The sequence below is a fragment of the Nocardioides hungaricus genome, assembly GCF_054782915.1.
In genome coordinates this window covers 1-20,412 of record NZ_BAAGRO010000004.1, presented here as the reverse complement: position 1 = coordinate 20,412, position 20,412 = coordinate 1, and the positions used below count along the sequence as shown (strand labels likewise).

Genomic DNA, 20,412 nt, shown 5'->3' with positions numbered 1-20,412 from the left:
AGACACCGATAGACTCCGACCCCGCCGCCCCGACGATCGCCGAGGTGACCTGTGTCGTTCGACGTCGAACAGCTCGACACGTTCGTGCTCGTCGGCGCCGCCGTCACGCTGCTGGCGATCCTCGCCGTCCGGGTCTCCTCCCGCGCCGGCCTGCCCAGCCTGCTGCTCTACCTGCTCATGGGCGTCGTGCTCGGCGAGGCCGGGCTCGGCATCCAGTTCGAGGACGCCGCGCTCGCGCACTCGCTCGGCTTCGCCGCCCTGGCGGTGATCCTGGCCGAGGGCGGTCTCACCACGAGCTGGCGCGAGATGCGCTCCTCGGTCCGGCTCGGCGTCTCGCTCGCGACCGTGGGCGTGGCGATCTCGGTGGCGATCGTCGCGGTCGGCTCGCACTACCTGCTCGGGCTGCCGTGGGAGCTCGCGGTGCTCCTCGGCGCGGTGACCTCGCCGACCGACGCGGCCGCGGTGTTCTCCGTGCTCCGGGTCGTGCCGCTGCCGAAGAAGCTCACCGGTGCGCTCGAGGCGGAGTCCGGCCTCAACGACGCCCCGACCGTCGTCCTGGTGACACTGGTGTCGACCGGTGCCACCGCGGAGTACGGCGTCCCCGCGGTGGTCGGGATCATCGCCTACGAGCTGGTCGCCGGCACCCTGATCGGGCTGGCGATCGGCTTCGGCGGCGCCTGGGTGATGCGGCGCGCGGCGCTCCCGTCGTCCGGCCTCTACCCGCTCGCCGTGATGTCGCTGGCGTTCCTCGCCTACGGCGGCGCCGCGTTCGTCGAGGCCTCCGGCTTCGCCGCCGTGTACGTCGCCGCCCTGGTGCTCGGCAACATGGAGCTGCCCCACCGCCAGGCCACCCGCTCGTTCGCCGAGGGCGTCGCGTGGCTGGCGCAGATCGGGCTCTTCGTGATGCTCGGCCTGCTGCTCTCGCCGGGGCGGATCACCCTGGAGATCGTCGGCCTGGCGATCGCGGCCGGCCTGATCCTGACGCTGGTCGCCCGGCCGATCTCGGTCCTGGTCAGCTCGGTCGTGCAGCCCCTGCCCTGGCGCGAGCTCGGCTTCATCTCCTGGGCCGGCCTGCGCGGCGCGGTGCCGATCGTCCTCACGACGATCCCGCTCGCCGAGGGCGTCGCGGACTCGACCAAGCTCTTCGACCTGGTGTTCGTGATGGTCGTGGTCTACACGCTCCTGACCGGGCCGACGCTGCCCATGGTCGCCCGGGTGCTCAAGGTCGCTCGCCGCTCCGAGCCGCGCGGGCTCGAGGTCGAGGCCGCGCCCCTGGAGCGGATCGCGGCGGACCTGCTCCAGGTGTCGATCAGCCCGGTGTCGAGGATGCACGGCGTCGAGGTCGGCGAGCTCCGGCTGCCGCGGGGCGCCTCGGTGTCGATGGTGATCCGCGACGGGCAGACGATCGTGCCCGAGCGCCGCACCGTGCTGCGCCACGGCGACGACCTGCTCGTGGTCACCCCGCGCAAGCTGCGCGAGCAGACCGAGGAGCGGCTCCGCCAGGTCAGCGAGCACGGACGGCTCGCCCAGTGGCTGGGCGGCCGGCAGCGCCGGCGTACGCCGTGACTACGTGTGGGGGCGTGGTCAGCCGACCGGCGGGCTGCAGATCGTCGCGTCCGCCTGGGCGACCACGGCCCTGCGGCCCTTGATGGTCTCGGTGAACCCGTCGCCGATGACGACCGTCACGCCCGAGCCCACGGGGTCGCGACGCTGGATCCGCACGTCCTCGCCGAGCCGGCTCGCCACCAGGAGCACGTCGGGGTTGTCGGGCTCCCGGGACCAGATCTGCACGTCGGCGACCCGCACGGTCGGCGCGGCGTTGCCGCTGTTGCCCTCGCGGAACCCCGCGTCGGTCAGCTCCCGCATCACCCGGCTGGCCAGGCCCACGCGGGTGCCGGCGTTGTAGACGCTGACCGTGACGTCCTGGGGGAAGACCTTCTCGCCCGCGGAGACGGTGCGGTCGACGCAGATCGCGGTGTCGACCTTCTCGGGCAGCGGCGCCATCGCGGCGCCCCACGCCCAGATGGCGGCGACGACGAGCACCAGGCCCAGCACCGACAGCGTGATCGCCGACCGCGCGCCCTGGCCCATCAGGCCCCCAGGGTGTGCACGCGCGCGTGGAGCACGTGCCGCTGCTGGAGCGCGGCGCGCAGCGCCCGGTGCAGGCCGTCCTCCAAGAACAGCTCGCCCTCCCACTCGACGACGTGGGCGAACAGGTCGCCGTAGAACGTCGAGTCCTCGTCGAGGAGGGCGGCGAGCTGGAGGGTGTCCTTCGTGGTGACCAACTGGTCGAGGCGCACCTGGCGCGGCGGCACGCCGGCCCAGGCCCGAGACGACAGGCCGTGGTCGGGGTACGGCCTCCCGACGCCGACGCGCTTGAAGATCACGTCGCGACTATAACGACGCGTCCCAGCGCCGGGCTCACCCTCGGCGGGGCCTTCAGCGGGTGGCCGGGTAGCTGGTCACGCGGACCAGCGGACGGCCTCGTCGAAGTAGTCCGCGAGCGCGTGCACGCCCTTGAGGTCGGCGCGCTCCTCCATCAGGGAGGTGAGCGCCTGGGTGTGCCGGACCCGCAGCGCGGCGCGGCGCTCGCGGAGTCGGTCCTGCTCACGAATGTCACGAATGTCGGTGGTGTCCATGTCCGGCCTCCTTCTTAGGTCTCCAGAGTGCCGAAGCCGGATGGCGGCGAGGTTGACCCCGCGTTACAAGCGCGTCAACGCGGGCCCGGGAGGGGTGACCCATCCCAGGAACTGGAATACGTTCTACCTCCGTGGACGACCTCACCGCGATCAGCCAGCTGAAGTACCGCTACCTGCGCACCCTCGACACCAAGCAGTGGGACGAGTTCGCCGACTGCTTCGTGCCCGAGGCGACCGGCGACTACAACGGGCTGGCCTTCGCCGATCGCGCCGCCCTGGTCTCCTACATGCGGGAGAACCTCGGCGAGGGGCTGCTGACCATGCACCAGGTGCACCACCCCGAGATCGCCGTCGACGGCGACACCGCCAACGCCCGCTGGTACCTCCAGGACAAGGTGATCGTCCCGGCGCTCCGGTTCCTGCTCGAGGGCGCGGCGTTCTACGACGACCGCTACGTGCGTACGCCGGACGGCTGGCGCGTCGCGCACACCGGCTACCGCCGTACCTTCGAGATCACCTACGACCTGGCCGACCTGCCCGGCACGAAGATCAAGGGGCCGGGCGAGCACACGCATGTGTAGGGGTTGCGGCTGATGTGTAGGGGTGCGGTCGGTGCCGGGACGGGCTCATCCGGCGTGGCTGTCGTGGCGGCGCAATTGCGCCGATATGGCAGCCCGGGCAGCCGCCTCGGATGACGTCCCGGGACGGCCGGCGCCTCACAGGCTGGGCTCGCGCCAGGCCAGCTGGACGACCTCGACGCCGCGGTCGCGGGTGACCAGCCGGCCGCGGCCGGGTGGCGCCGGCTGGGGCTTCTGGTTGCCGAGCAGCGGGCCCTCGTCCGGGCTGCCGGAGAGCAGGAGGCCGGGCATGGCCAGGTCGCGCAGCGACTGGACGACCGGCTCGTAGAGCGCGCGCGAGGCGCCGCCGGAGCGGCGCGCGACGACCAGGTGCAGGCCGATGTCGCGGGCCTGCGCGAGCAGCGGCTGCAGCGCGGCGACCGGCGAGCTCTGCTGGGTCGCGACCAGGTCGTAGTCGTCGACGACCACGAACACCTCGGCGCCGGTCCACCACGACCGGTTGCGCAGCTGCTCGGGCGTCACGTCGGGGCCGGGGATCCGGGACTCGAGGTACGACGCCAGGTCGCGGATCGCCGGGGTGGCCTGGGCCGCCGAGGTCAGGTAGTTGAGGAGGTACTCGTCGGGGACCTCGCCGAGCAGCGAGCGGCGGTAGTCGACCACGACCAGCTGCGCCTGTTTCGGCGGGCGCGTGCGCATCACCTCGTGCGCGTAGGCCCGCAGCGCGGCGCTCTTGCCGGACTGGCCGTCGCCGAACATCAGCAGGTGCGGCTCGGCGTCCACGTCGAGCCCGACCGGCGCGAGCTCGCGCTCGTCGACGGCCAGCAGCAGCCGGCGGTCGGTGGAGTCGGAGTGGCCGGCGGAGGCCGCCATCGCGCGCACCTCGCCGAGATCGATCCTCTCCGGGAGCAGGCGCAGCTTCGGGCCGGTCGGCCCGGTCCACGCCGTCGCGATCCGCTTGATGAGGTCCTCGACGCCGTCGCCGAGGCCCGCGGAGTGGGGAGAGCCGTCGATGCGCGGCAGCGCGGTCAGCATGTGCAGCTTGCCCGGCACCAGGCCGCGACCCGGCCGGCCGGCCGGGACCAGCGCCGCCACCTTGCGGTCGATCTCGGAGTCCATCGGGTCGCCGAGCCGCAGCTCGAGGCGGGTGCCGAACAGGTCACGCATCGCGGCCCGGAAGTCGGCCCACCGGGCGGCGCCGACCACGAGGTGCACGCCGAAGGTGAGGCCGCGGGTGGCGAGCTGCTGGAGCTCGATCTCCAGGTCGTCGAAGTCCGCCCGGACCGTGCTCCACCCGTCGACGACGAGGAGGATGTCGCCGTACCCGTCGTCGACGGAGGCGGTACGCCGCCGGGACCGGTAGGTCTCGATCGAGTCGATGCCCTGCGCGCGGAAGTGGGCCTCCCGGCGGTCGACGATCGTCTGTACCTCGGCCACGATCCGGCGGACGACGTCCGGCTCGGCGCGCGTGCCGACACCGGCGACGTGCGGCAGCCCGGTGAACGGCGCGAAGGTGCCGCCGCCGAAGTCGAGCACGTAGAACTGCGACTCCTGCGGCGTCGTCGTCAGCGACATGCTGGCGACGATCGTGCGCAGCAGCGTGCTCTTGCCGCTGCGCGGACCGCCGACCACGGCGACGTGCCCGCCCGAGCCGCCGAGGTCGATCGTCATCGTCTCGCGGCGCTGCTCGCGCGGCCGGTCGACGGTGCCGAGCGGCACGACCAGCCCGCCGACGCCGCGCCAGCGCGGCGACACGAGGCCGAGGTCGGGGTGCTCGTTGAGGTCGGGCATGAGCGCGTCGAGGGTGTCGGGGACGTCGAGCGGCGGCAGCCACACCTGGTGCGCGGCCGGGCCGTGCCCGAGCATCCGCCGCACGCCGAGGTCGAGCAGCGACTCCTGCTCGCCCGGCTGCTCGACGGCCACGGGCTCCGGCTCGGGCTCGGCGCTCTCCAGGGGGTCGAGCTTCTGCACCTCCGAGATCGTGAAGGGGAGGATGCCCTGGAGGTGGCCGCCCTCGTCGCGGCGTACCCGCACCCGCGCCGTCGCCGGCGGCCCGGAGACGTACGCCGCCTTGAACCGCAGCATCGTCGTCGGGTCGGGCTTGAGGTACCCGAGCCCCGGGTCCGCCGGCAGCTCGTAGGCGTCCGGGACGCCGAGCACGGCACGGGACTCGCTGGCGCTGAACGTGCGCAGGCCGACCCGGTAGGAGAGGTGCGACTCCAGGCCGCGCAGCCGGCCCTCCTCGAGCCGCTGCGAGGCGAGCAGCAGGTGCAGGCCGAGCGAGCGGCCGAGCCGGCCGATCGCGACGAAGAGGTCGATGAACTCCGGCTTCGCCGACAGCATCTCGGAGAACTCGTCGACCACGATGAACAGCGACGGCAGCGGCGCGAGGTCCTCGCCGGCCGCGCGCGCCTTCTCGTAGTCGCGGACCGACGCGAAGTTGCCGGCCTCGCGGAGCAGCTCCTGGCGGCGCACCATCTCGCCAGACAGCGCGTCCTGCATGCGGTCCACGAGCGTGAGCTCCTGGGCCAGGTTCGTGATGACGGCCGAGACGTGCGGCAGCTCGGACATGCCGGCGAAGGTCGCGCCGCCCTTGAAGTCGACCAGCACCATGTTGAGCTGCTCGGGGGAGTGCGTCATGGCCAGGCCGAGCACCAGCGTGCGCAGGAACTCCGACTTGCCGGAGCCGGTCGCGCCGATCACCAGGCCGTGCGGGCCCATGCCCTGCTGGGCGCTCTCCTTGATGTCGAGGTGCACCAGCGAGCCGCCCTCGCCCAGGCCGATCGGCACCCGCAGCCGGTCGCGCGCGGGCCGCGGCCGCCACGCGCCCGCGGGGTCGAAGCTGCGCACGTCGCCGAGCGCGAGCAGCTCCATGAAGTCGGTGGGCCCGGCGATCTCGCCGCCCTGCTCCACGACGCCGGCGGCGGTGGTGTGCAGCGGGGTCAGCCGGCGCGCGAACGCCTCGGCCGTCGCGATCGTGCACTGGTCGGCGCGGGCGCGCACCGGCTCCTCGCGCAGCCGCAGCGCGTGCATCGCGGGTCGGCCGTCGGAGGCCGTCTCGCCCTCGAGCTGGATGCGCAGCCGCGTGGAGTCCTCGAGCTCGTCCCAGCGGGTCGGGAGGTCGAGCAGGGTGACGCCGTGCAGGCCGTCGGGGGGTACGACGTGGTTGCCGGGCGGCAGCTCCCCGCCGTCGATCACCAGCAGCAGGTGCGGGGTCGCCGGCCGCTCGTCGGCGCCGAACCGCGGCCGGTCGCCGAGGTCGGCCGGGAGCAGGCTGGCGAGGTCGGCGAGCGAGGTGGACACCATCCGCATCGGCCCGACCGCGTCGGACTGGCGGGTGCTCTGGGCGTGCGGCAGCCACTTCACCCAGTCCCAGTGGGCCAGGTGCTGCTCGGAGCAGAGCACGGCCACCTGCAGGTGCTCGGGGGAGTGGAACGCGGCCGCCGAGCAGATCAGCGACCGGGCCAGCGCCCGCGCAGGCGCCTCGCCGCCGCACACCTCGACCCGGTCGAAGGCGCGCAGGTCGACCGACGCCGGCAGGTCCGGCTGGAGCCGGTGCACGACCAGCAGCCGGTGCAGCGCGGACGCGGCCGCCGGGTCGACCTGGTCGATCGGCGTGCTCTCCGGCGGCACCAGCTCGAGCGAGAGCGGCTGGGCGCAGAGGCCGTAGCGGACGTGCAGGAAGCTCGGGTCCGACGGGCCGTGCTCCCAGACCCGGGACCGCTCCTCGGCGAGCGCCGGCAGCGACGCCGGGTCGGGGTGGTGCCAGGTGAGCGCGCGGCGCTGCTGGTCGGCCGCCTCGCGGGCGACCTTGCGGACGCCGCCGAGGTAGCGCAGGTACTCCGTGCGCGAGCCGGTCACCTGCTGGGTGCGCTGCTTACGCTGCCGGTCGAGCTGGACGACGATGAAGCCGATCGTGGCGAAGAGGAACATGCCCGCCGCGATGAAGCCGCGCCCGCCGGTCGAGCGGCCCATGGTCGCGACCAGCACGATCGAGCCGAGGCTGCCGAGCATCGGGATCGCGTTCATCAGCACGCCGCTGGCGCCCTCGGCCTGCTCGAGCCGCGGCGGCGGCTGCAGCACGATCTGGCCCGACGGCAGCTCGGGCTCGTCGAGCCGGGTCCCCCGCAGCGTCGTACTCACGTTGCCACCTCTACCCCCGGCGGCCGTGGTTGACGCCTGCCGAATGGGGGCACGGTGACGGCGTGGCCGACACCCTCGCGCACCCCGAGCTGCTCGCGGTGACCGTGCACGGGCCGGCGGGCGTCCTCGACCTCGTCGTGCCCGCGGGCGCCGCGGCCGGCGACGTCGCGGAGGAGTACGCCGGGCAGGCCGGCCTCGCGGCCGTGCCCGACCTGCGCACGCGGATCGGCACGCCGATCCCGGCCGACGTCCCGCTGCTGCGCGCCGGCGTCGCGACGGGCGACGTGCTGGTGGCGACGGCCGGCGGACCGCCACCGGCCGCCCGCCGCTCGCACCGGAGGGCGATGGTCGCCGGCGGACCCGATCCGACCGCCGGCCTCGCCGGGATGTGGTTCGCCGTCGCGGCCGGGCTCGCCGGGCTCGCCGGATGGTCCGCCGCGACCGGCTCGGACGGCCTGCGTCCGGCCGCCGTCGCCGTGCTCCTCGGCGCCGCGGGGCTGGGCGTCCTGCCGGTCGGCCGGCTCGCGCCGTACCGCGTCGCGACCGCGCCGGCCTTCGGCGCCGCCGCCGCGTTCGCGCTGCTCTGGGACCCCGAGCCCGCCCGGCTGCCGGTCGTCGTCGGCGCCGCCGGCCTCGCCGCGGCGCTCGTCGCCGCGGTCGCGCGCGCGCTCGACGAGCGGTCCGAGGAGGCGCTGCGGGTCTGGATCGTCGCCGGCGCCGGGCTGTTCGGCCTCACCGGCCTCCTCGCCCTCGTCGGTACGCCGCCGCGCGTGGCGTGGGCGGTCCTGCTGGTCGGTGCCGTGCTGGCCGCCCGCTTCGTGCCCGCGCTCGCCGTCGACGTGCCGGACCAGTACCTCCTCGACCTCGAGCGGCTCGCGGTCACCGCGTGGTCGGCGCGCACCGCACCACCCGGGAAGCGCGGCCGCTCGGTGATCCGCCGCGACGCGGTCGCGCAGGTCGCCGGCCGCGGGGCCCGGCTGGTGACGGCGGCGGCCGCCGCCGTCCTCGCCGTCGCCGGGCTCTCGGCGCCGCTGCTGCTCACGACGGCCACGCTGCCCGTCGACCGGATCGGGGCGCGGCTCACCGTGCTCTTCGCCGGAGGTGCGCTGCTGCTCGCGGCGCGCAGCCACCGCCACGCCGCGGCCCGCGTCCTCCTGCGCGTCGCCGGCCTGGCCTGTGTCGCCGCGCTGGCCGCCGTGGTGCTCGCCGAGGCGTCGACGACCGTCCTCTGGTGGGTCGTCCTCGGCGGGGTCGCGCTCGCCGTCCTGCTCGTCGTCGTCGCGGTCGCGGTGGGCCGCGGCTGGCGCTCGGCATGGTGGTCGCGCCGGGCCGAGGTGGCCGAGGGCCTGTGCGGCGCGTGCGCGCTGGCGTCGCTGTTCGTGGCGACCGGATGGTTCCGTCAGCTGTGGGAGATGGCGAGCCTGTGGGAACTCAGTTCTTGAGGTTTACCGCCCTAGACCCCGGGTAATCGCACCACTGTCCGGCTCGGGAGGACCTCTCCACCGGATCGCCAATCACATACCACGCCAATCAGATACAGAGATTCTCTGGCGGCGACCGCCGCCACGGGGGAAGGAAGGCGACATGTCGCAGGGCGCACCGGAGATGGGACAGGGTGAGGGCACACTCACCCGGGCGGCCGGCCTCGTGGCCGACGCCAAGGCCGACTTCGACTCACTGAGCAAGAACCTCTCGGGCCAGATCGCCGGCCTGCAGGGGCGCTGGACCGGCGCCGGTGGCTCGGCGTTCTTCACGCTGCACCAGGCCTGGACCGACAAGCAGACGGTGATCACCAACGCGCTGAACGAGTTCGAGGCCTCGCTGACCTCGACCGAGCGCGACAACATGAGCACCGACGACACCCAGTCGTCCAACTACAACCGCGTCGCCGGCCGTCTCGGCTGACGTCACCGACTCGGGACAAGGGAGTGACAGAGATGAGCCTCGACGGACTTCGCGTCAACCACGCCGGCCTCGACACGGCGGCGCAGGACCTCAGCCGCGCCGTCCAGCAGATCGACGACCGCCTCAACCGGCTGGAGTCGGAGCTGGCGCCGCTGCGCAGCGACTGGACCGGTAACGCCCAGCAGGCCTACCAGACCGCGAAGGCGAAGTGGGACGCCGCCATGCAGGAGATGAAGACCCTGCTCGCCGACACCAGCGCCACGGTCACCCAGTCGAACCAGGAGTACATGGCCGCCGACCAGCGCGGCGCCGCCTCGTTCGACATCTGACCACCACACCTGCAACCACACCTGCAACACGCGAGGGGTCGGCGCGCCGCGCCGGCCCCTCGTGCGGACCTGACGGCCGGAGGGGAGGGACATGAGCCAGGCGCCCGTGCAGTCGGGGCTGGTGCGCGTGACGGTCGCCTCCGGCACGCGCCGCGTCGACCTGGTCCTCCCCGGCGCCGTACCCGTCGCCGAGCTGGTGCCGGAGCTGGCGCGCAGCGTCGGCCTGCTCGACCCGGCGACCGTGTACGGCGGCTACCGGCTCGTCACGCCCGAGGGCCGTGAGCTCGCCACCGACGCGGGCCTGACCATCCAGGGCGTCGAGGACGGCGGACTGCTGACCGTGGCCGCCGGCGTCGACGACCGCCCCCCGCGCGTCTACGACGACGTGGTCGAGGCGATGACCGACGTCGTCGAGGAGGACCTCGAGCCGTGGGCGCCCGGCGCCGGCCGGCGTACCGCCCTCTGGGCCGCGGGCCTGCTGATGGCGCTCGGCGCCGTCGCCCTCCTCATCCAGCGCGGCTCGCTGCTGGCCGGCGTCGCCGCGACCGTCGCCGCCGCCGCGCTCGCCACCGGCGCGATCGTGCTGTCCCGCGCCCAGCGCGACGGCGAGGCGGCCGTGGCGGTGGCCTGGATGGCGTCGCTGTACGGCGCCGTCGCCGGCCTGATGCTCGTCACCGAGGCCCCCTTCTTCGGCCTGCCGGTCGCCGCCGCGGGCGGCGCCGCGACGCTGGTCGGCCTGGTCTGCCTGCTCGGCCTCGGCGAGGGTCGCGCGCTCGTCATCCCGCCGGTCGTGGTCGGTGCGATCTTCCTCGCGACCGGCCTGGTCATGCGGGCCGCGGAGTTCGACCCCGCGGTCGTCCTCGCCATCGCGCTGGTGCTCGTCGTGGTCGCCGGCAGCGTCTTCCCGTGGCTGGCGCTCGGCCTGACCGGCACGTCGGTCGACCAGCTCTACAGCACCGCCGACATCACCGCCGAGCCGAAGCCGATCGATCCGGCCCGCGTGGCCGCGGACGCCCGCGTCGCGCACGAGATCCTGGTCGCGGTGTCGGCCACGGTCGGGCTGCTGCTGGCGCTGATCGCGCCGCTCGCGGTCTCGCTCGGCCTCGCCGGCACCCTCATCGCCGTGCTCTGCAGCCTCGTCGTGATGCTGCGGACCCGGCAGTACCGCACCCGCGGCGAGGTCCTCGTGGGCCTGGTCTCCGGCATCCTCGGCCTGGTCTCGACCGGCGTCGCCGCGCTGTGGCTGCGTCCGGACTGGCGGCCGACGGTCGCCGTCGTGCTGGCCGGCGCCGGCGCGGTGGTGCTCGCCGCCAGCATGCTGCCGGCCGCGCCGTCCGTGCGGCGCGGTCGGCTCGGGGACGTCGCCGAGAGCGTCGCGCTGCTGGCCCTGCTCCCCTTGCTGGTCGTCGCCGTCGGCGTCTTCTCGGCCATCCGGGGATAGGACGCGCACGTGGCGACCAAGAAGGACCTCGTCGAGGCCTACTCGTTCAGCCGGCGCCGGCTGGTCACCGCCTTCGTCTCCGGCGCCCCGGGCGGCCGGGAGGTCGAGCCGTCGCGGCCCGGGCGCACCATCGTCGGCGGCGTCGCGCTCGCCGTCCTCCTCGCGGCGGGCGCCGCGATCGCCGGGGTGTTCGCGCCGCGCACCCCCGAGGACTGGAACCAGCCCGGGCTGATCATCTCCAAGGAGACCGGGGCGGCCTACGTCATCCTCGAGTCCAGGCAGGACGAGCTGCGGCCGGTCATCAACACCACCTCGGCGAAGCTGATCCTCGGCGCGGGCTCCGAGCCCACGCTGATCTCCCAGGACACCATCGACGACCAGCGCATCGGCGAGGACATCGGCATCCTCGGCGCGCCGGCCAGCGTGCCGACGCCGTCGCTGCTGATCAACAGCGGCTGGACGGCGTGCACCGGCGACGAGCGCGGCATCCGGGTCTCGGTCGCCGCGGCCCCCGACGTCACCCCGGTCGCCGGCGGCGGCCTGGTCGTGAGGAGCGGGAGGAAGTACTTCGTGGTCGCGCAGGCCGGCGCGGCCGACGGGAGCGCCTACGCCTACCCGCTGCCGCCGCAGATCAGCAGGGCCGGCCCCGAGACCGACTCGCTGCTCGAGGACATCGGGCTCCCGGCCGCGAGCGTCGGCGCCGTCCGGGTGCCGCGCGAGTGGCTCAACCTGTTCCCGGCCGGGGCGCCGCTCGACCTGTCGAGCCTGCGGCTGGAGGGGTTCGGCGACCGGCCGTCCGAGCCGCTGCCCGAGGAGGCGGGCCAGGCCCGGGTCGGCGACGTGCTCGAGACCGAGGACGGCTCGCTGTTCCTCGTCACCGACACCGGCCCGGTGCTGCTCGGCGACTTCGCGGCCGCCCTCTACCCCCGCCTGGTGCGCCCCGACGGCACCGTGGCCGAGCCGATCCCGATCGCGACCGCGCCTCCGGCGTACCGCGCCTCGAAGGAGTTCCTCCTGGACACCAGCTGGCCCGAGGACCGGCTCACCCAGCTCGACACCGACCCGTGCGCGCAGCTGACCGCGGTCGGCGGCGAGGCCCCGGTCGCCGCGCTGGCCGGCCCCGGCGACGCCACCGCGGTCGGGTCGCTGACCGCGCGGCAGAAGGACCCGGTCGTCGACCCCGGTCGCGGCGCCTACGTGCTCTCCGGCGACTGGTCCGGCCGGGCCACCGGCGCCTCGCCGTTCCTGATCGACGCCAAGGGCCGCGCCGACCCGCTGGTCGGCGCGGGCGCCGCCGACCAGCTCGGGTACGCCGACGTCGAGGTGCCGGTCGTCCCGGACACCTGGGTCGAGCTGTTCCGGTGCGGCGTCAACCTCTCCCAGGACGCCGCCCTCCAGCCGCCCACGGAGGGGAGCCCGCGGACGTGCGACTGAGATCGGCTCTCCTCGGCGTCGTGTGCGGCGGGATGCTCGGGCTCGTGTCCGTCCCACCCGCGGCGGCGGCCGACCCGTACTGCGCCACCGGGCAGCTCGGCCCGGACGCCGGCGACGCGGTGCTCAACCAGCTCGACGTGCGCCGCGCCCAGGCGCTGGTCCGGCGGGAGGCGCCCCGGTCACAGCTGCCGATCCGCGTGGCCGTCCTCGACTCCGGCGTGACGGGGCCGTCGATCCCGGTGGCCGGCCGCACCACGGACATCACCGGCCGCCGGGAGGTGACCTACTACCACGGCACCGCGGTGGCCGGGCTGATCGCCGGCGACGCGCCCGTCGGGATCGCGCCGGACGCCGAGATCGTCGACGTCCGGGTGTACGACGACGTCGACCCGCAGAACGGCGACCTGGTCTCCACCGACAGCCTGGCCGCGGGCCTGGAGTGGGTGGCGAGGAACGCCGCCGGCCTGAACATCAGGGTCGCCAACGTCTCTCTCGCGGTCGAGCCGTCGCCGCGTCTCCGGCGGGCGGTGCAGGCCGTCCGGAGGGCGGACGTCGTCGTGGTGGCCGCGGCCGGCAACCGGCCCGGCGACGGCGCCCCGTTCGACGAGGACTTCCAGAGCGGCGGGCCCGGTCCGGGCGAGGACGCCGCGACGGTCATGTTCCCGACCGGGTACGGCGCGCCGCTGGTCGTCTCCGCGAACTCGACCGCCGACGGCTCGGGCGAGGCCGACCCCACGCCGTACGTCGTGATGAACAGCGCCACGACGGTCGCGGTGCCGACCTTCGGCGCGGTGTCCTACGGGCTCGACGGCCGCGCCTGCGTGCTCGAGCCGATCGGGACCTCGTGGGCGGCCGCCGAGGTGAGCGGCGTGCTCGCGCTGCTGTTCCAGCGGTACCCGAGCGAGACCGACGAGCAGGCCGTCGCCCGCCTCGTGAACACCGCCAACGGCACCCCCGACGACCCGACCCCGCTCACCGGCGCCGGCGTCGTGCAGCCGCTCGAGGCGCTGACCCGGCCGCTCGACCCGGACCGCGCCGGCAACGTCGAGCGCACCGTCGCCACCGCCCGCGACACCGAGCCGGCGGTCGCGCCGGACCCCGAGGTCGACCCTCTGGCCGGCACCCGCGACGACGCCGTGTGGTGGGGCCTGATCGGCGGCGGCGTCCTCGTCGTCGCGCTGCTGCTGCGGCCGGTGCTCGCACGCCGGCGTACCTGATTTGGCGATAACCCGGCGCGGGAGGCCGCGCTCGCGGACACTCTTCTCCATGGTGGTGGGAAAGGCGCTGGGTGCGCTCGTCGCGGTCGTGCTCGCGCTCGGACTGATGGCGCCCGGGTCCGCCGACCCCGCGCGGAAGGACGCCACGCTCCGCATGACCGTCAACGGCGGGTACGACGCCTACGTCGGCGGCCAGGGCCTCACGCTCACCGGCCAGCTCCCGACGACCGGCGTGCGCAGGATCTGGCTCGAGCGGCACATGAACCGCCCCGGCGACGACTGGACCAAGGTCGAGGACCTGCCCTACCGCGGCCAGACGAACGCCGACGGCTCGTTCACCATGCAGATCCGGGCGCCCGACATGGTCGGGCTCAGCTACCGGGTCCGCGGCGCCCAGGGCGGCGGCGTCACGCCGGGCGTCACGTTCGAGCCGAAGACGCAGGACGTCACGATGCAGGTCCTCAACCCGCTCAACCTGGGCGCGCTCGTCGTCGTGGCCGACACGACGCCGGACCTCTACCGCCGGCCCGACACCCAGGGCCTGCCCGTGTTCGCCGGCCGCGACCTCACCCTCCAGCGCCGGGTCTCGCCCACCGGGTGGGAGACCATCTCGACGACGCAGGTCGGGCTCGACGGGCGCGGCGTCTTCCTGCCCTTCCTCGAGAGCCGGGGCGAGCAGGTCTACCGGGTGCGCATGGAGGACTGGACCCGCGACGGCAGTGACGTCGGCTGGCAGGCGTCCTTCCCGACCTACGTCGAGGTCGGCAGCCTGCTGGGCCTGCTTCGGTCCGGACGCCCCTCACCCGCGCCGGCACCGGTGGATCGCGCCCCGGCGGCGCGCGCGGTCGAGGTGACCGGGACCGCCGCGCAGAAGTACCAGTGGTACCCGGTGCGCTGGGGCTTCGACTGGGAGGAGGGCCAGGACCTCGACAGCCCGCCGAAGAACGGCGTGCGGAAGGGTCGCTGGATCCAGTACACCGACGGCGCGGGCCGGGCCGGCAAGCACAACGGCGGCATCCGGCTCGACAGCGGCCGGCTGGTTCCCAGCGGGTCGGGCGACTTCGGCACCACCCGCGCGACGCTGACCGGCAACGCCGACGCCTACGGCCGCTGGGAGACCCGGCTGCGGATGAAGACCTTCGAGACCAGGTCGAGGGACATGGACATCGTCGTCGAGCTGGTGCCCGAGAGGGCCTCCGACTACCAGTGCGGCCGGCGGAACATCACCATCGCCCGCTACACCGGCGCCGGCTCGCAGCTGACCTTCGGCGTGAACGCGATGAACACCCGCTGGACCAGGACCATCTCGGCGCCCTCGCTGTCGGGGAACATCCCGGCGTTCGCGGTCGAGGTGGCGAAGAGCCACATCGCCTGGTTCGTCAACGGCACCCCGGTCGGGGTCGTCACGGGCAAGGCCGCCGTGTCCGACGTACCGATGACGATGCGGTTCAGCCTGGTCGGCGAGAAGGGCACCGAGTACAAGAACACCAGCATCTACTCCGACTGGCAGCGCAGCTTCGGCATCGACGCCGGCACCCAGGTCAAGGACGGCCCGCGGCTGACCAAGTCGGCCCTGGACGGCTGCGTGGACTGACGCCGAAGCGCACGAACGGCGCCGCATTATCGTGCGGCGCCGTTCGCTTCGGTGCGCCTCCAGCCCGCGGGTCAGAACACGCTGGTCTGGGTCAGGCGGCGGTAGTCGTCAGGCGCCGAGCGTCGCATGATCGCCGCCCTGATGACGCCCACGGCGAAGGCGACGGGGACGGTGGTCAACAGCAGCCAGTTGATCCAGCCGACCCGGCCGGAGATGAGCTCGAAGTTGACGATGACGAGCCACGAGGCCACGGCGAGTCCGGCGAGGCTCACGAGCGGGGCGGCGAGCGTGCTCCACCAGCCGAACAGACCTCTGTTGGCCTGCTTGCGGAAGTACACGATGATCGCCAGCGAGCAGAGGGCCTGGAGCAGGATCACGGTCAGCACGCCCGGGGCGACCATGATCAGGTAGACCACGAGGTAGGGGTCTGCGCCCGCGAGGATGAAGATGAGAAGGACGATCACCGCGAGAGTGCCTTGCGTTGCGCTTGCGATGTGAGGCGATCGATGGGTGGGGTGCGGCTTAGCCAGCGCCCGAGGGAGAATTCGCTCACGCCCGAGCGTGAACATGTAGCGGGACGCGGTGTTGTGGAACGCCAGTGTGGAGGCGAAGGCACTGGTGACCAGGAGTAGTTCCATCATCACGGCAGCGGGCTGGCCGACGTACTCGGTCATGGCCGTCGCGACCAGTCCGACCGGATCCGCGATCGCCGCGTCGGTGATGTGACCATTGCCGAAGGCGAGGTAGACCACCCAGCACATGAAGGTGTAGAAGATCGCGAGGAACCCGACCGCGAGGAACACCGCCCGAGGCACCGTGCGCTCCGGGTCACGCGCCTCCTCGGAATAGATCGCGGTCGACTCGAAGCCGATGAACGCGCCGAAGACGATGGCGAACATGGCACCGGTACCACCACCGGCGAAGACAGCACTCGGGGCGAACGAGTCGAAGTCGATGCCCTCGGCGCCGCCCTGGAGGACCACCGGCACCGCGAGGAGGAGCAGGACACCGGCCTCGGTGAGGAGGGCGACGCCGAGGACCTTGGCGCTGAGCGAGATCTGTCGGTGACCCAGGTAGATCACGATGGCGAGAGCCAGCAAGGAATACACCTGCCAAGGCAGGTCGATCCCGAAGACCTCGCGCATCGGGATCTGCGCGAACGCGCCGACAGCGCCGAGCTGGCCGATCGCAATCACCGAGTACGCCCCGAGCGCCAGCGTTGCTGCGCCCGCTCCGATCGGCCGACCGATGCCTTGGCCGATATAGGAGTAGAAGGCTCCGGCATTGTTGATGCGCAGCGCCATCCGCGTCATCCCTACGGCGAAGAACAGGAGCACCAGCCCCGCGACCAGCTGCGCTCCAGGTGCGCCGACGCCGCCGAGCATGAAGGCGATGGGCGCAAAGCCGGCCACTACGAGGAGGGGCCCGGCGGCGGCGATGACAAAGAAGGCGAGTTCGACCGGGCCCATCCGGCCGGAGATACGGCCGGATGGGGCGGATCCCGAGTGGTCCGCTGAGACGGAGTCATTCACGGCAGACATGGGCACTCCATACGTTGAGGGATTAGTGGCGATGTGACTAGGCGACGTAGCGGCGGAGGTATTCGAGTGCGGCGGCCTCGAACGCGGCAGGACTGCTGTGCAGGACACCGGCGCCAATCTGGCCACCACCACGGCCGGCCAGCCCCCCGTCGATCACCGGCGTGATCTGGCGATCGAGGACCTTGAACAGATCGATGCCGACCGGGGTGCCGCGGAACTCGAAGGACGGGATCAGGAACTCGGGATGTTCGCCCACGGTGATCTCGTACATGCGTGAGTTGTTCTCGACCATGCGGGCGTAGCTTCCGCCCTGGTAATCCATGAGCGTGGGTGCGCATGCCTGTGCGAACCCGCCGAGCCCGATCGTCTCGGTCACGCAGCTCTCGCCGCCGATCCATTCGGCATCGACAGCGGTGAACCCGTCGAAGAAGCGACCCTCCAGCTCCGGGTAGCCTCCACGGGCCCAGTGGTCGCCGAGTCCGCTGGTTCGGACGGCGAACTCCCGGCAGTTGAACGCCATGCCTGTGACGATGCTGCTGTACTCGATGCCGTGTGCCGCGTCCGCGGTCACCTTGGCGGCCGCCATGCCGACTCGGAGGAACGTGTAGTCGTTGGCGGCTAGGAAGTCCAGGACCTCCCTGACCTCGGTGTCCCGGCCGGCCCGGCTCACGTCCAACAGCGCCGTCGCCAGGGCCTGCTGCAGGAGGAGCGTTCCGGCTGTGTTGCGGCTGTGCAGCTCGTCGCCCATGCGCAGGGCTCGTGCCATCAACGGTTGCAGGGGGATCGGGCCGGATCGCTCGATCGCGTTCGCGAGCACCGGCGCCATCACGTTCTCGAGCCACTGGAGCCCGTCGCGAACCTCGGCGTTGTATGCACCGTAGTTCAGGCGGTAACGGCTCTTGCCCTCGTACAGGTTGCAGAACGCAGAGTTGCCGTGCGCATCGTTGCGGACGATGAGCACCGGCATCGAGGCCGTGTAGATGCCGGCCACCGATCCGATACAGGAATGGCTCTGCGTCGTGGACACCACGATGTCGCCGCTGTCGAGGAGTGCCTCGGCCTCGGCATCTGTGCCGGCAAGACCTTCGTAGAGCGCCGCGAAGATGATGGCGCGGCGCTGGCCGCCGCTGTACTCGGGCCAGGACAGAGGTGCCCCGGACGTGAGGATCATGTTGGGCGCCATGCCTGGCACGACGTGGCCGGCGGGCGCCACGCCCACGAGATGCGGGCGCGCGCCCACGATCCGGGCCAGCGCAATCTCGTTGGCGTCTCGACGACGGTGTTCGACCTCGTCGGGAAGGCTGGTGACCTGGATGGTCGTCGACTCCATCGCTGTCACCACCGCTGCAGGTAGGTCGAGGTCTCCCAGTCGGTGACGACGGCGCCGTACTCGTGGCACTCGGCGCGCTTGTACGCCAGGAATGTCTGGTGGAAGTCCTTGCCGAGGACGTTCTGCGCGACCTCGCTGTCCTCGAACAGATCCAGCGCTGCCTCAAGCGATCGGGGCAGGTGCTCCGCGCCCCGGGCCGCTAGGTCGGCGCTGCTCATCTGGTAGGCATCGGCGTTCAGTGGCTCACCCGCGTCGAGCTCGTTGATCACGCCGTCCAGGCCCGCTGCGAGGATCAGACCGACGCCCAGGTGATAGTTGACCGCCGCGTCGACGGTGCGCACCTCCAAGCAGTGGCGGTTGACCGGCATCCGGCACATCAGCGTGCGGTTGTTCTCGCCCCAGGCGCGGTAGATGGGCGCCCAGGAGATCTCGTCCATGAACCCCTTGCTCGTGAAGCGCTTGTAGGAGTTCACCGTCGGCGACGTGACCGCGCAGATGGCGCCAGCGTGCTTGAGCACGCCGGCAGTGAAGCTCCGGGCGACGTCGCTGTAGCCGCGACCGTCGGCAGCCTCGAAGACGTTGCGCCCTGTCCCGGCGTCGGCCAAGCTGATGTTGACGTGCGCCGCAGAGCCGAAGTCGTCCTGGAACGGCTTGGGCATGAACGTCGCGATGCAGCCTTGCTCTCGTGCGACGTGCTTGGCCATCAGGCGGAACAGCACCATCCGATCGGCCATGGTTAGGGCGTCGGTGTAGTCGAAGTTGAACTCGTACTGGCCGTCCCCGCCCTCGTGGTCAAAGGAGTAGACGCGCCAGCCGAGCTGGTTCATGTAGGTGACCATGGGATCGAGGAAGTTCTGGGCGAGCACGGTCGCCTCGAGGTCGTAGCCCCGGGTCGGCTGGTTGACCCGATCGGAGGCGATCAGGGGTTCCCATCCGTTCTCGGTCTCCCGGACGACATAGAGCTCCGGCTCGATCCCGACGTTGGCGACGTAGCCGAGGTCTGCCGCGGCCTCCACCTGGCTGATGAGGAAGTTGCGCGCCTCCTGTGCGTACGGGACGCCGTTCAGGTGCAGACGCGTCGGCGCGATCGCGGTGTCCGGCTTCCAGGGGAGCACCGTGATCCGATCCAGGTCGGGGATGCCGGCGCACTCGTCCTCGTGCGGCCCGAGCTCTCCCATGCCCTCCATGGCTCCGACGGTGTAGAGCTCGGAGCCGCCGGCCATCTGGGGAAGCGAGTCGATCGGCACGCACTTGCTCTTCGGGACGCCGTTGAGGTCCACATAGAAGCCGAAGACGTACTTGACGCCCTGGCTCTTGAGGTCATCACGAAGTTGTTCCGGGGTGGGCACACCTGCTCCTCAGGGTCGATTTCGAAGCATGCTGACCCTGTTTTAGTTCGTATGTCAATAGTAATGCGGCCTAAAAAATCGAAATCAGGCACAAGTTGGGGAACTTTCTGCGCGAATTGCGCAACGCCGTATTCGGGGACAGGGCCGTGCCGCGGCGATGAGGATCACCAGCACAGGTGGATCACCGGTGATCGACGCCGAGCCGACTCAGGACCGGTGCTGCCGGACGGCCGGACGCGTCGCCGGCGCGCGCTCGGCTCAGGCGAGCTCCCACTCGTACGAGAACTTCTCGATCCTCAGGATCAACGACGTCTCCACGTCGGTGATGCCGGGCAGGGCGCCGAGGACGTCGGTGGCGAACTCCAGAACGTCCTCGTGGTCGGTGAAGAACGCCTCGATGATGACGTCGAACCGGCCGGTCGATACGCCGACGTAGCGAATCTGGGGCAGCTTGACCAGTTCGTCCGTCACGGTGCGCAGATGCTTGAGGGCGACGGACAGGCCGATGATCGCGGATAAGTTGAAACCCGCGACGTGAGGCGCCGGGACGGCCACCACCTCGAAGTAGTCCTTCGCCCGCATCGCGGCGACCCGCTTCCGGATCGTCGTCTCGGTGGTACTCAGGCGACGAGCGATCTCGGCGTTGGGGGTGCGACCGTCCTTCTGGAGGATCCGCAGGATCTCGCGGTCGGTCTGGTCCAAGGCGACCTCAAACGAACGGTCGCGGTCACGGCCGTGTTCGTTGTTCGTACCCCTCGACACTCTCAGATCCTAGCGACGGGTAGGTCGTCCGCCTCTGGCGTGCACGCGCCACCATCAGACGGACGACTCGAAATGGCGGAGGTAGGGGTGTTCTGGTTCAGGACATCCCGGACCCCTGTCTCACGTCATCCCGGACAGGTGTCGCGAGTCATC

General features: G+C 72.2%; 17 protein-coding genes. 9 read left to right on the top strand and 8 right to left on the bottom strand.

Annotated features, from left to right (window positions below; translation table 11 throughout):
• The first annotated feature begins 51 nt into the window (after positions 1-51).
• Positions 52-1,566: a potassium/proton antiporter gene (locus ACYVKX_RS01760; protein WP_460828803.1), complete on the top strand. Its 1,515-nt coding sequence runs from the start codon at positions 52-54 to the stop codon at positions 1,564-1,566.
• A gap of 18 nt (positions 1,567-1,584) precedes the next feature.
• Here ACYVKX_RS01760 and ACYVKX_RS01755 read toward each other — a convergent pair whose 3' ends face one another.
• The 3 genes from ACYVKX_RS01755 to ACYVKX_RS01745 form a co-directional block, all read right to left on the bottom strand.
• Positions 1,585-2,091, bottom strand: a complete 507-nt coding sequence (locus tag ACYVKX_RS01755) for a LytR C-terminal domain-containing protein (protein ID WP_460828802.1) — start codon at positions 2,089-2,091, stop codon at positions 1,585-1,587.
• Positions 2,091-2,387 (bottom strand): type II toxin-antitoxin system VapB family antitoxin, encoded by a 297-nt coding sequence (locus ACYVKX_RS01750; protein WP_460828801.1) that lies wholly within the window; start codon positions 2,385-2,387, stop codon positions 2,091-2,093. The genes ACYVKX_RS01755 and ACYVKX_RS01750 overlap by 1 nt, the downstream gene beginning before the upstream one ends.
• Before the next feature lie 75 nt (positions 2,388-2,462).
• Entirely contained in the window at positions 2,463-2,639 is a 177-nt protein-coding gene (locus ACYVKX_RS01745; protein ID WP_460828800.1) for a hypothetical protein, read from the bottom strand.
• A 131-nt stretch (positions 2,640-2,770) separates the two neighbouring features.
• Between ACYVKX_RS01745 and ACYVKX_RS01740 the strand changes: the two genes are divergently transcribed.
• The gene (locus tag ACYVKX_RS01740; RefSeq protein WP_460828797.1) at positions 2,771-3,220 is read left to right on the top strand and encodes a nuclear transport factor 2 family protein; all 450 of its coding nucleotides are present in this window, start codon (positions 2,771-2,773) and stop codon (positions 3,218-3,220) included.
• 135 nt (positions 3,221-3,355) lie between these two features.
• On the opposite strand, the gene eccCa is transcribed toward ACYVKX_RS01740, so the two are convergent.
• Positions 3,356-7,357: a type VII secretion protein EccCa gene (eccCa, locus tag ACYVKX_RS01735; RefSeq protein ID WP_460828796.1), complete on the bottom strand. Its 4,002-nt coding sequence runs from the start codon at positions 7,355-7,357 to the stop codon at positions 3,356-3,358.
• 62 nt (positions 7,358-7,419) lie between these two features.
• On the opposite strand from eccCa, the gene ACYVKX_RS01730 reads away from it, so the two are divergent.
• The 7 genes from ACYVKX_RS01730 to ACYVKX_RS01700 all read left to right on the top strand — a co-directional run bounded on the left by ACYVKX_RS01730 (position 7,420) and on the right by ACYVKX_RS01700 (position 15,277).
• A complete protein-coding gene (locus ACYVKX_RS01730) occupies positions 7,420-8,799 on the top strand; it encodes a ubiquitin family protein (protein WP_460828795.1) in 1,380 nt (459 codons plus the stop codon).
• 142 nt (positions 8,800-8,941) lie between these two features.
• Positions 8,942-9,262, top strand: a complete 321-nt coding sequence (locus tag ACYVKX_RS01725; RefSeq protein ID WP_460828794.1) for a WXG100 family type VII secretion target — start codon at positions 8,942-8,944, stop codon at positions 9,260-9,262.
• 32 nt (positions 9,263-9,294) lie between these two features.
• Complete coding sequence (locus ACYVKX_RS01720; protein ID WP_460828793.1) at positions 9,295-9,591, top strand: WXG100 family type VII secretion target; 297 nt, start codon at positions 9,295-9,297, stop codon at positions 9,589-9,591.
• 91 nt (positions 9,592-9,682) lie between these two features.
• Positions 9,683-11,032: a type VII secretion integral membrane protein EccD gene (gene eccD, locus ACYVKX_RS01715; protein ID WP_460828792.1), complete on the top strand. Its 1,350-nt coding sequence runs from the start codon at positions 9,683-9,685 to the stop codon at positions 11,030-11,032.
• A gap of 9 nt (positions 11,033-11,041) precedes the next feature.
• The gene (gene eccB, locus ACYVKX_RS01710; protein WP_460828791.1) at positions 11,042-12,466 is read left to right on the top strand and encodes a type VII secretion protein EccB; all 1,425 of its coding nucleotides are present in this window, start codon (positions 11,042-11,044) and stop codon (positions 12,464-12,466) included.
• A gap of 44 nt (positions 12,467-12,510) precedes the next feature.
• Positions 12,511-13,683: a S8 family serine peptidase gene (locus tag ACYVKX_RS01705; protein WP_460828790.1), complete on the top strand. Its 1,173-nt coding sequence runs from the start codon at positions 12,511-12,513 to the stop codon at positions 13,681-13,683.
• 49 nt (positions 13,684-13,732) lie between these two features.
• Entirely contained in the window at positions 13,733-15,277 is a 1,545-nt protein-coding gene (locus tag ACYVKX_RS01700) for a hypothetical protein (RefSeq protein WP_460828789.1), read from the top strand.
• Between the two features lie 71 nt (positions 15,278-15,348).
• On the opposite strand, the gene ACYVKX_RS01695 is transcribed toward ACYVKX_RS01700, so the two are convergent.
• The 4 genes from ACYVKX_RS01695 to ACYVKX_RS01680 all read right to left on the bottom strand — a co-directional run bounded on the left by ACYVKX_RS01695 (position 15,349) and on the right by ACYVKX_RS01680 (position 20,199).
• On the bottom strand, positions 15,349-16,950 hold the full coding sequence (locus ACYVKX_RS01695; RefSeq protein ID WP_460828788.1) for an APC family permease: 1,602 nt from the start codon (positions 16,948-16,950) through the stop codon (positions 15,349-15,351).
• Positions 16,856-18,148 (bottom strand): YlbE family protein, encoded by a 1,293-nt coding sequence (locus tag ACYVKX_RS01690; RefSeq protein WP_460828787.1) that lies wholly within the window; start codon positions 18,146-18,148, stop codon positions 16,856-16,858. The genes ACYVKX_RS01695 and ACYVKX_RS01690 overlap by 95 nt, the downstream gene beginning before the upstream one ends.
• Positions 18,149-18,153: 5 nt before the next feature.
• Positions 18,154-19,497: a hypothetical protein gene (locus ACYVKX_RS01685; protein WP_460828786.1), complete on the bottom strand. Its 1,344-nt coding sequence runs from the start codon at positions 19,495-19,497 to the stop codon at positions 18,154-18,156.
• Between the two features lie 258 nt (positions 19,498-19,755).
• A complete protein-coding gene (locus tag ACYVKX_RS01680) occupies positions 19,756-20,199 on the bottom strand; it encodes an Lrp/AsnC family transcriptional regulator (RefSeq protein WP_460828785.1) in 444 nt (147 codons plus the stop codon).
• Positions 20,200-20,412 lie beyond the last annotated feature (213 nt).

Bases quoted from the DNA above. Each gene is read 5' to 3' on its own strand.
- ACYVKX_RS01755 (WP_460828802.1), bottom strand. From the start codon at position 2,091: ATGGGCCAGGGCGCGCGGTCGGCGATCACGCTGTCGGTGCTGGGCCTG.
- ACYVKX_RS01745 (WP_460828800.1), bottom strand. From the start codon at position 2,639: ATGGACACCACCGACATTCGTGACATTCGTGAGCAGGACCGACTCCGC.
- ACYVKX_RS01725 (WP_460828794.1), top strand. From the start codon at position 8,942: ATGTCGCAGGGCGCACCGGAGATGGGACAGGGTGAGGGCACACTCACC.
- ACYVKX_RS01720 (WP_460828793.1), top strand. From the start codon at position 9,295: ATGAGCCTCGACGGACTTCGCGTCAACCACGCCGGCCTCGACACGGCG.
- eccD (WP_460828792.1), top strand. From the start codon at position 9,683: ATGAGCCAGGCGCCCGTGCAGTCGGGGCTGGTGCGCGTGACGGTCGCC.
- ACYVKX_RS01700 (WP_460828789.1), top strand. From the start codon at position 13,733: ATGGTGGTGGGAAAGGCGCTGGGTGCGCTCGTCGCGGTCGTGCTCGCG.
- ACYVKX_RS01690 (WP_460828787.1), bottom strand. From the start codon at position 18,148: ATGGAGTCGACGACCATCCAGGTCACCAGCCTTCCCGACGAGGTCGAA.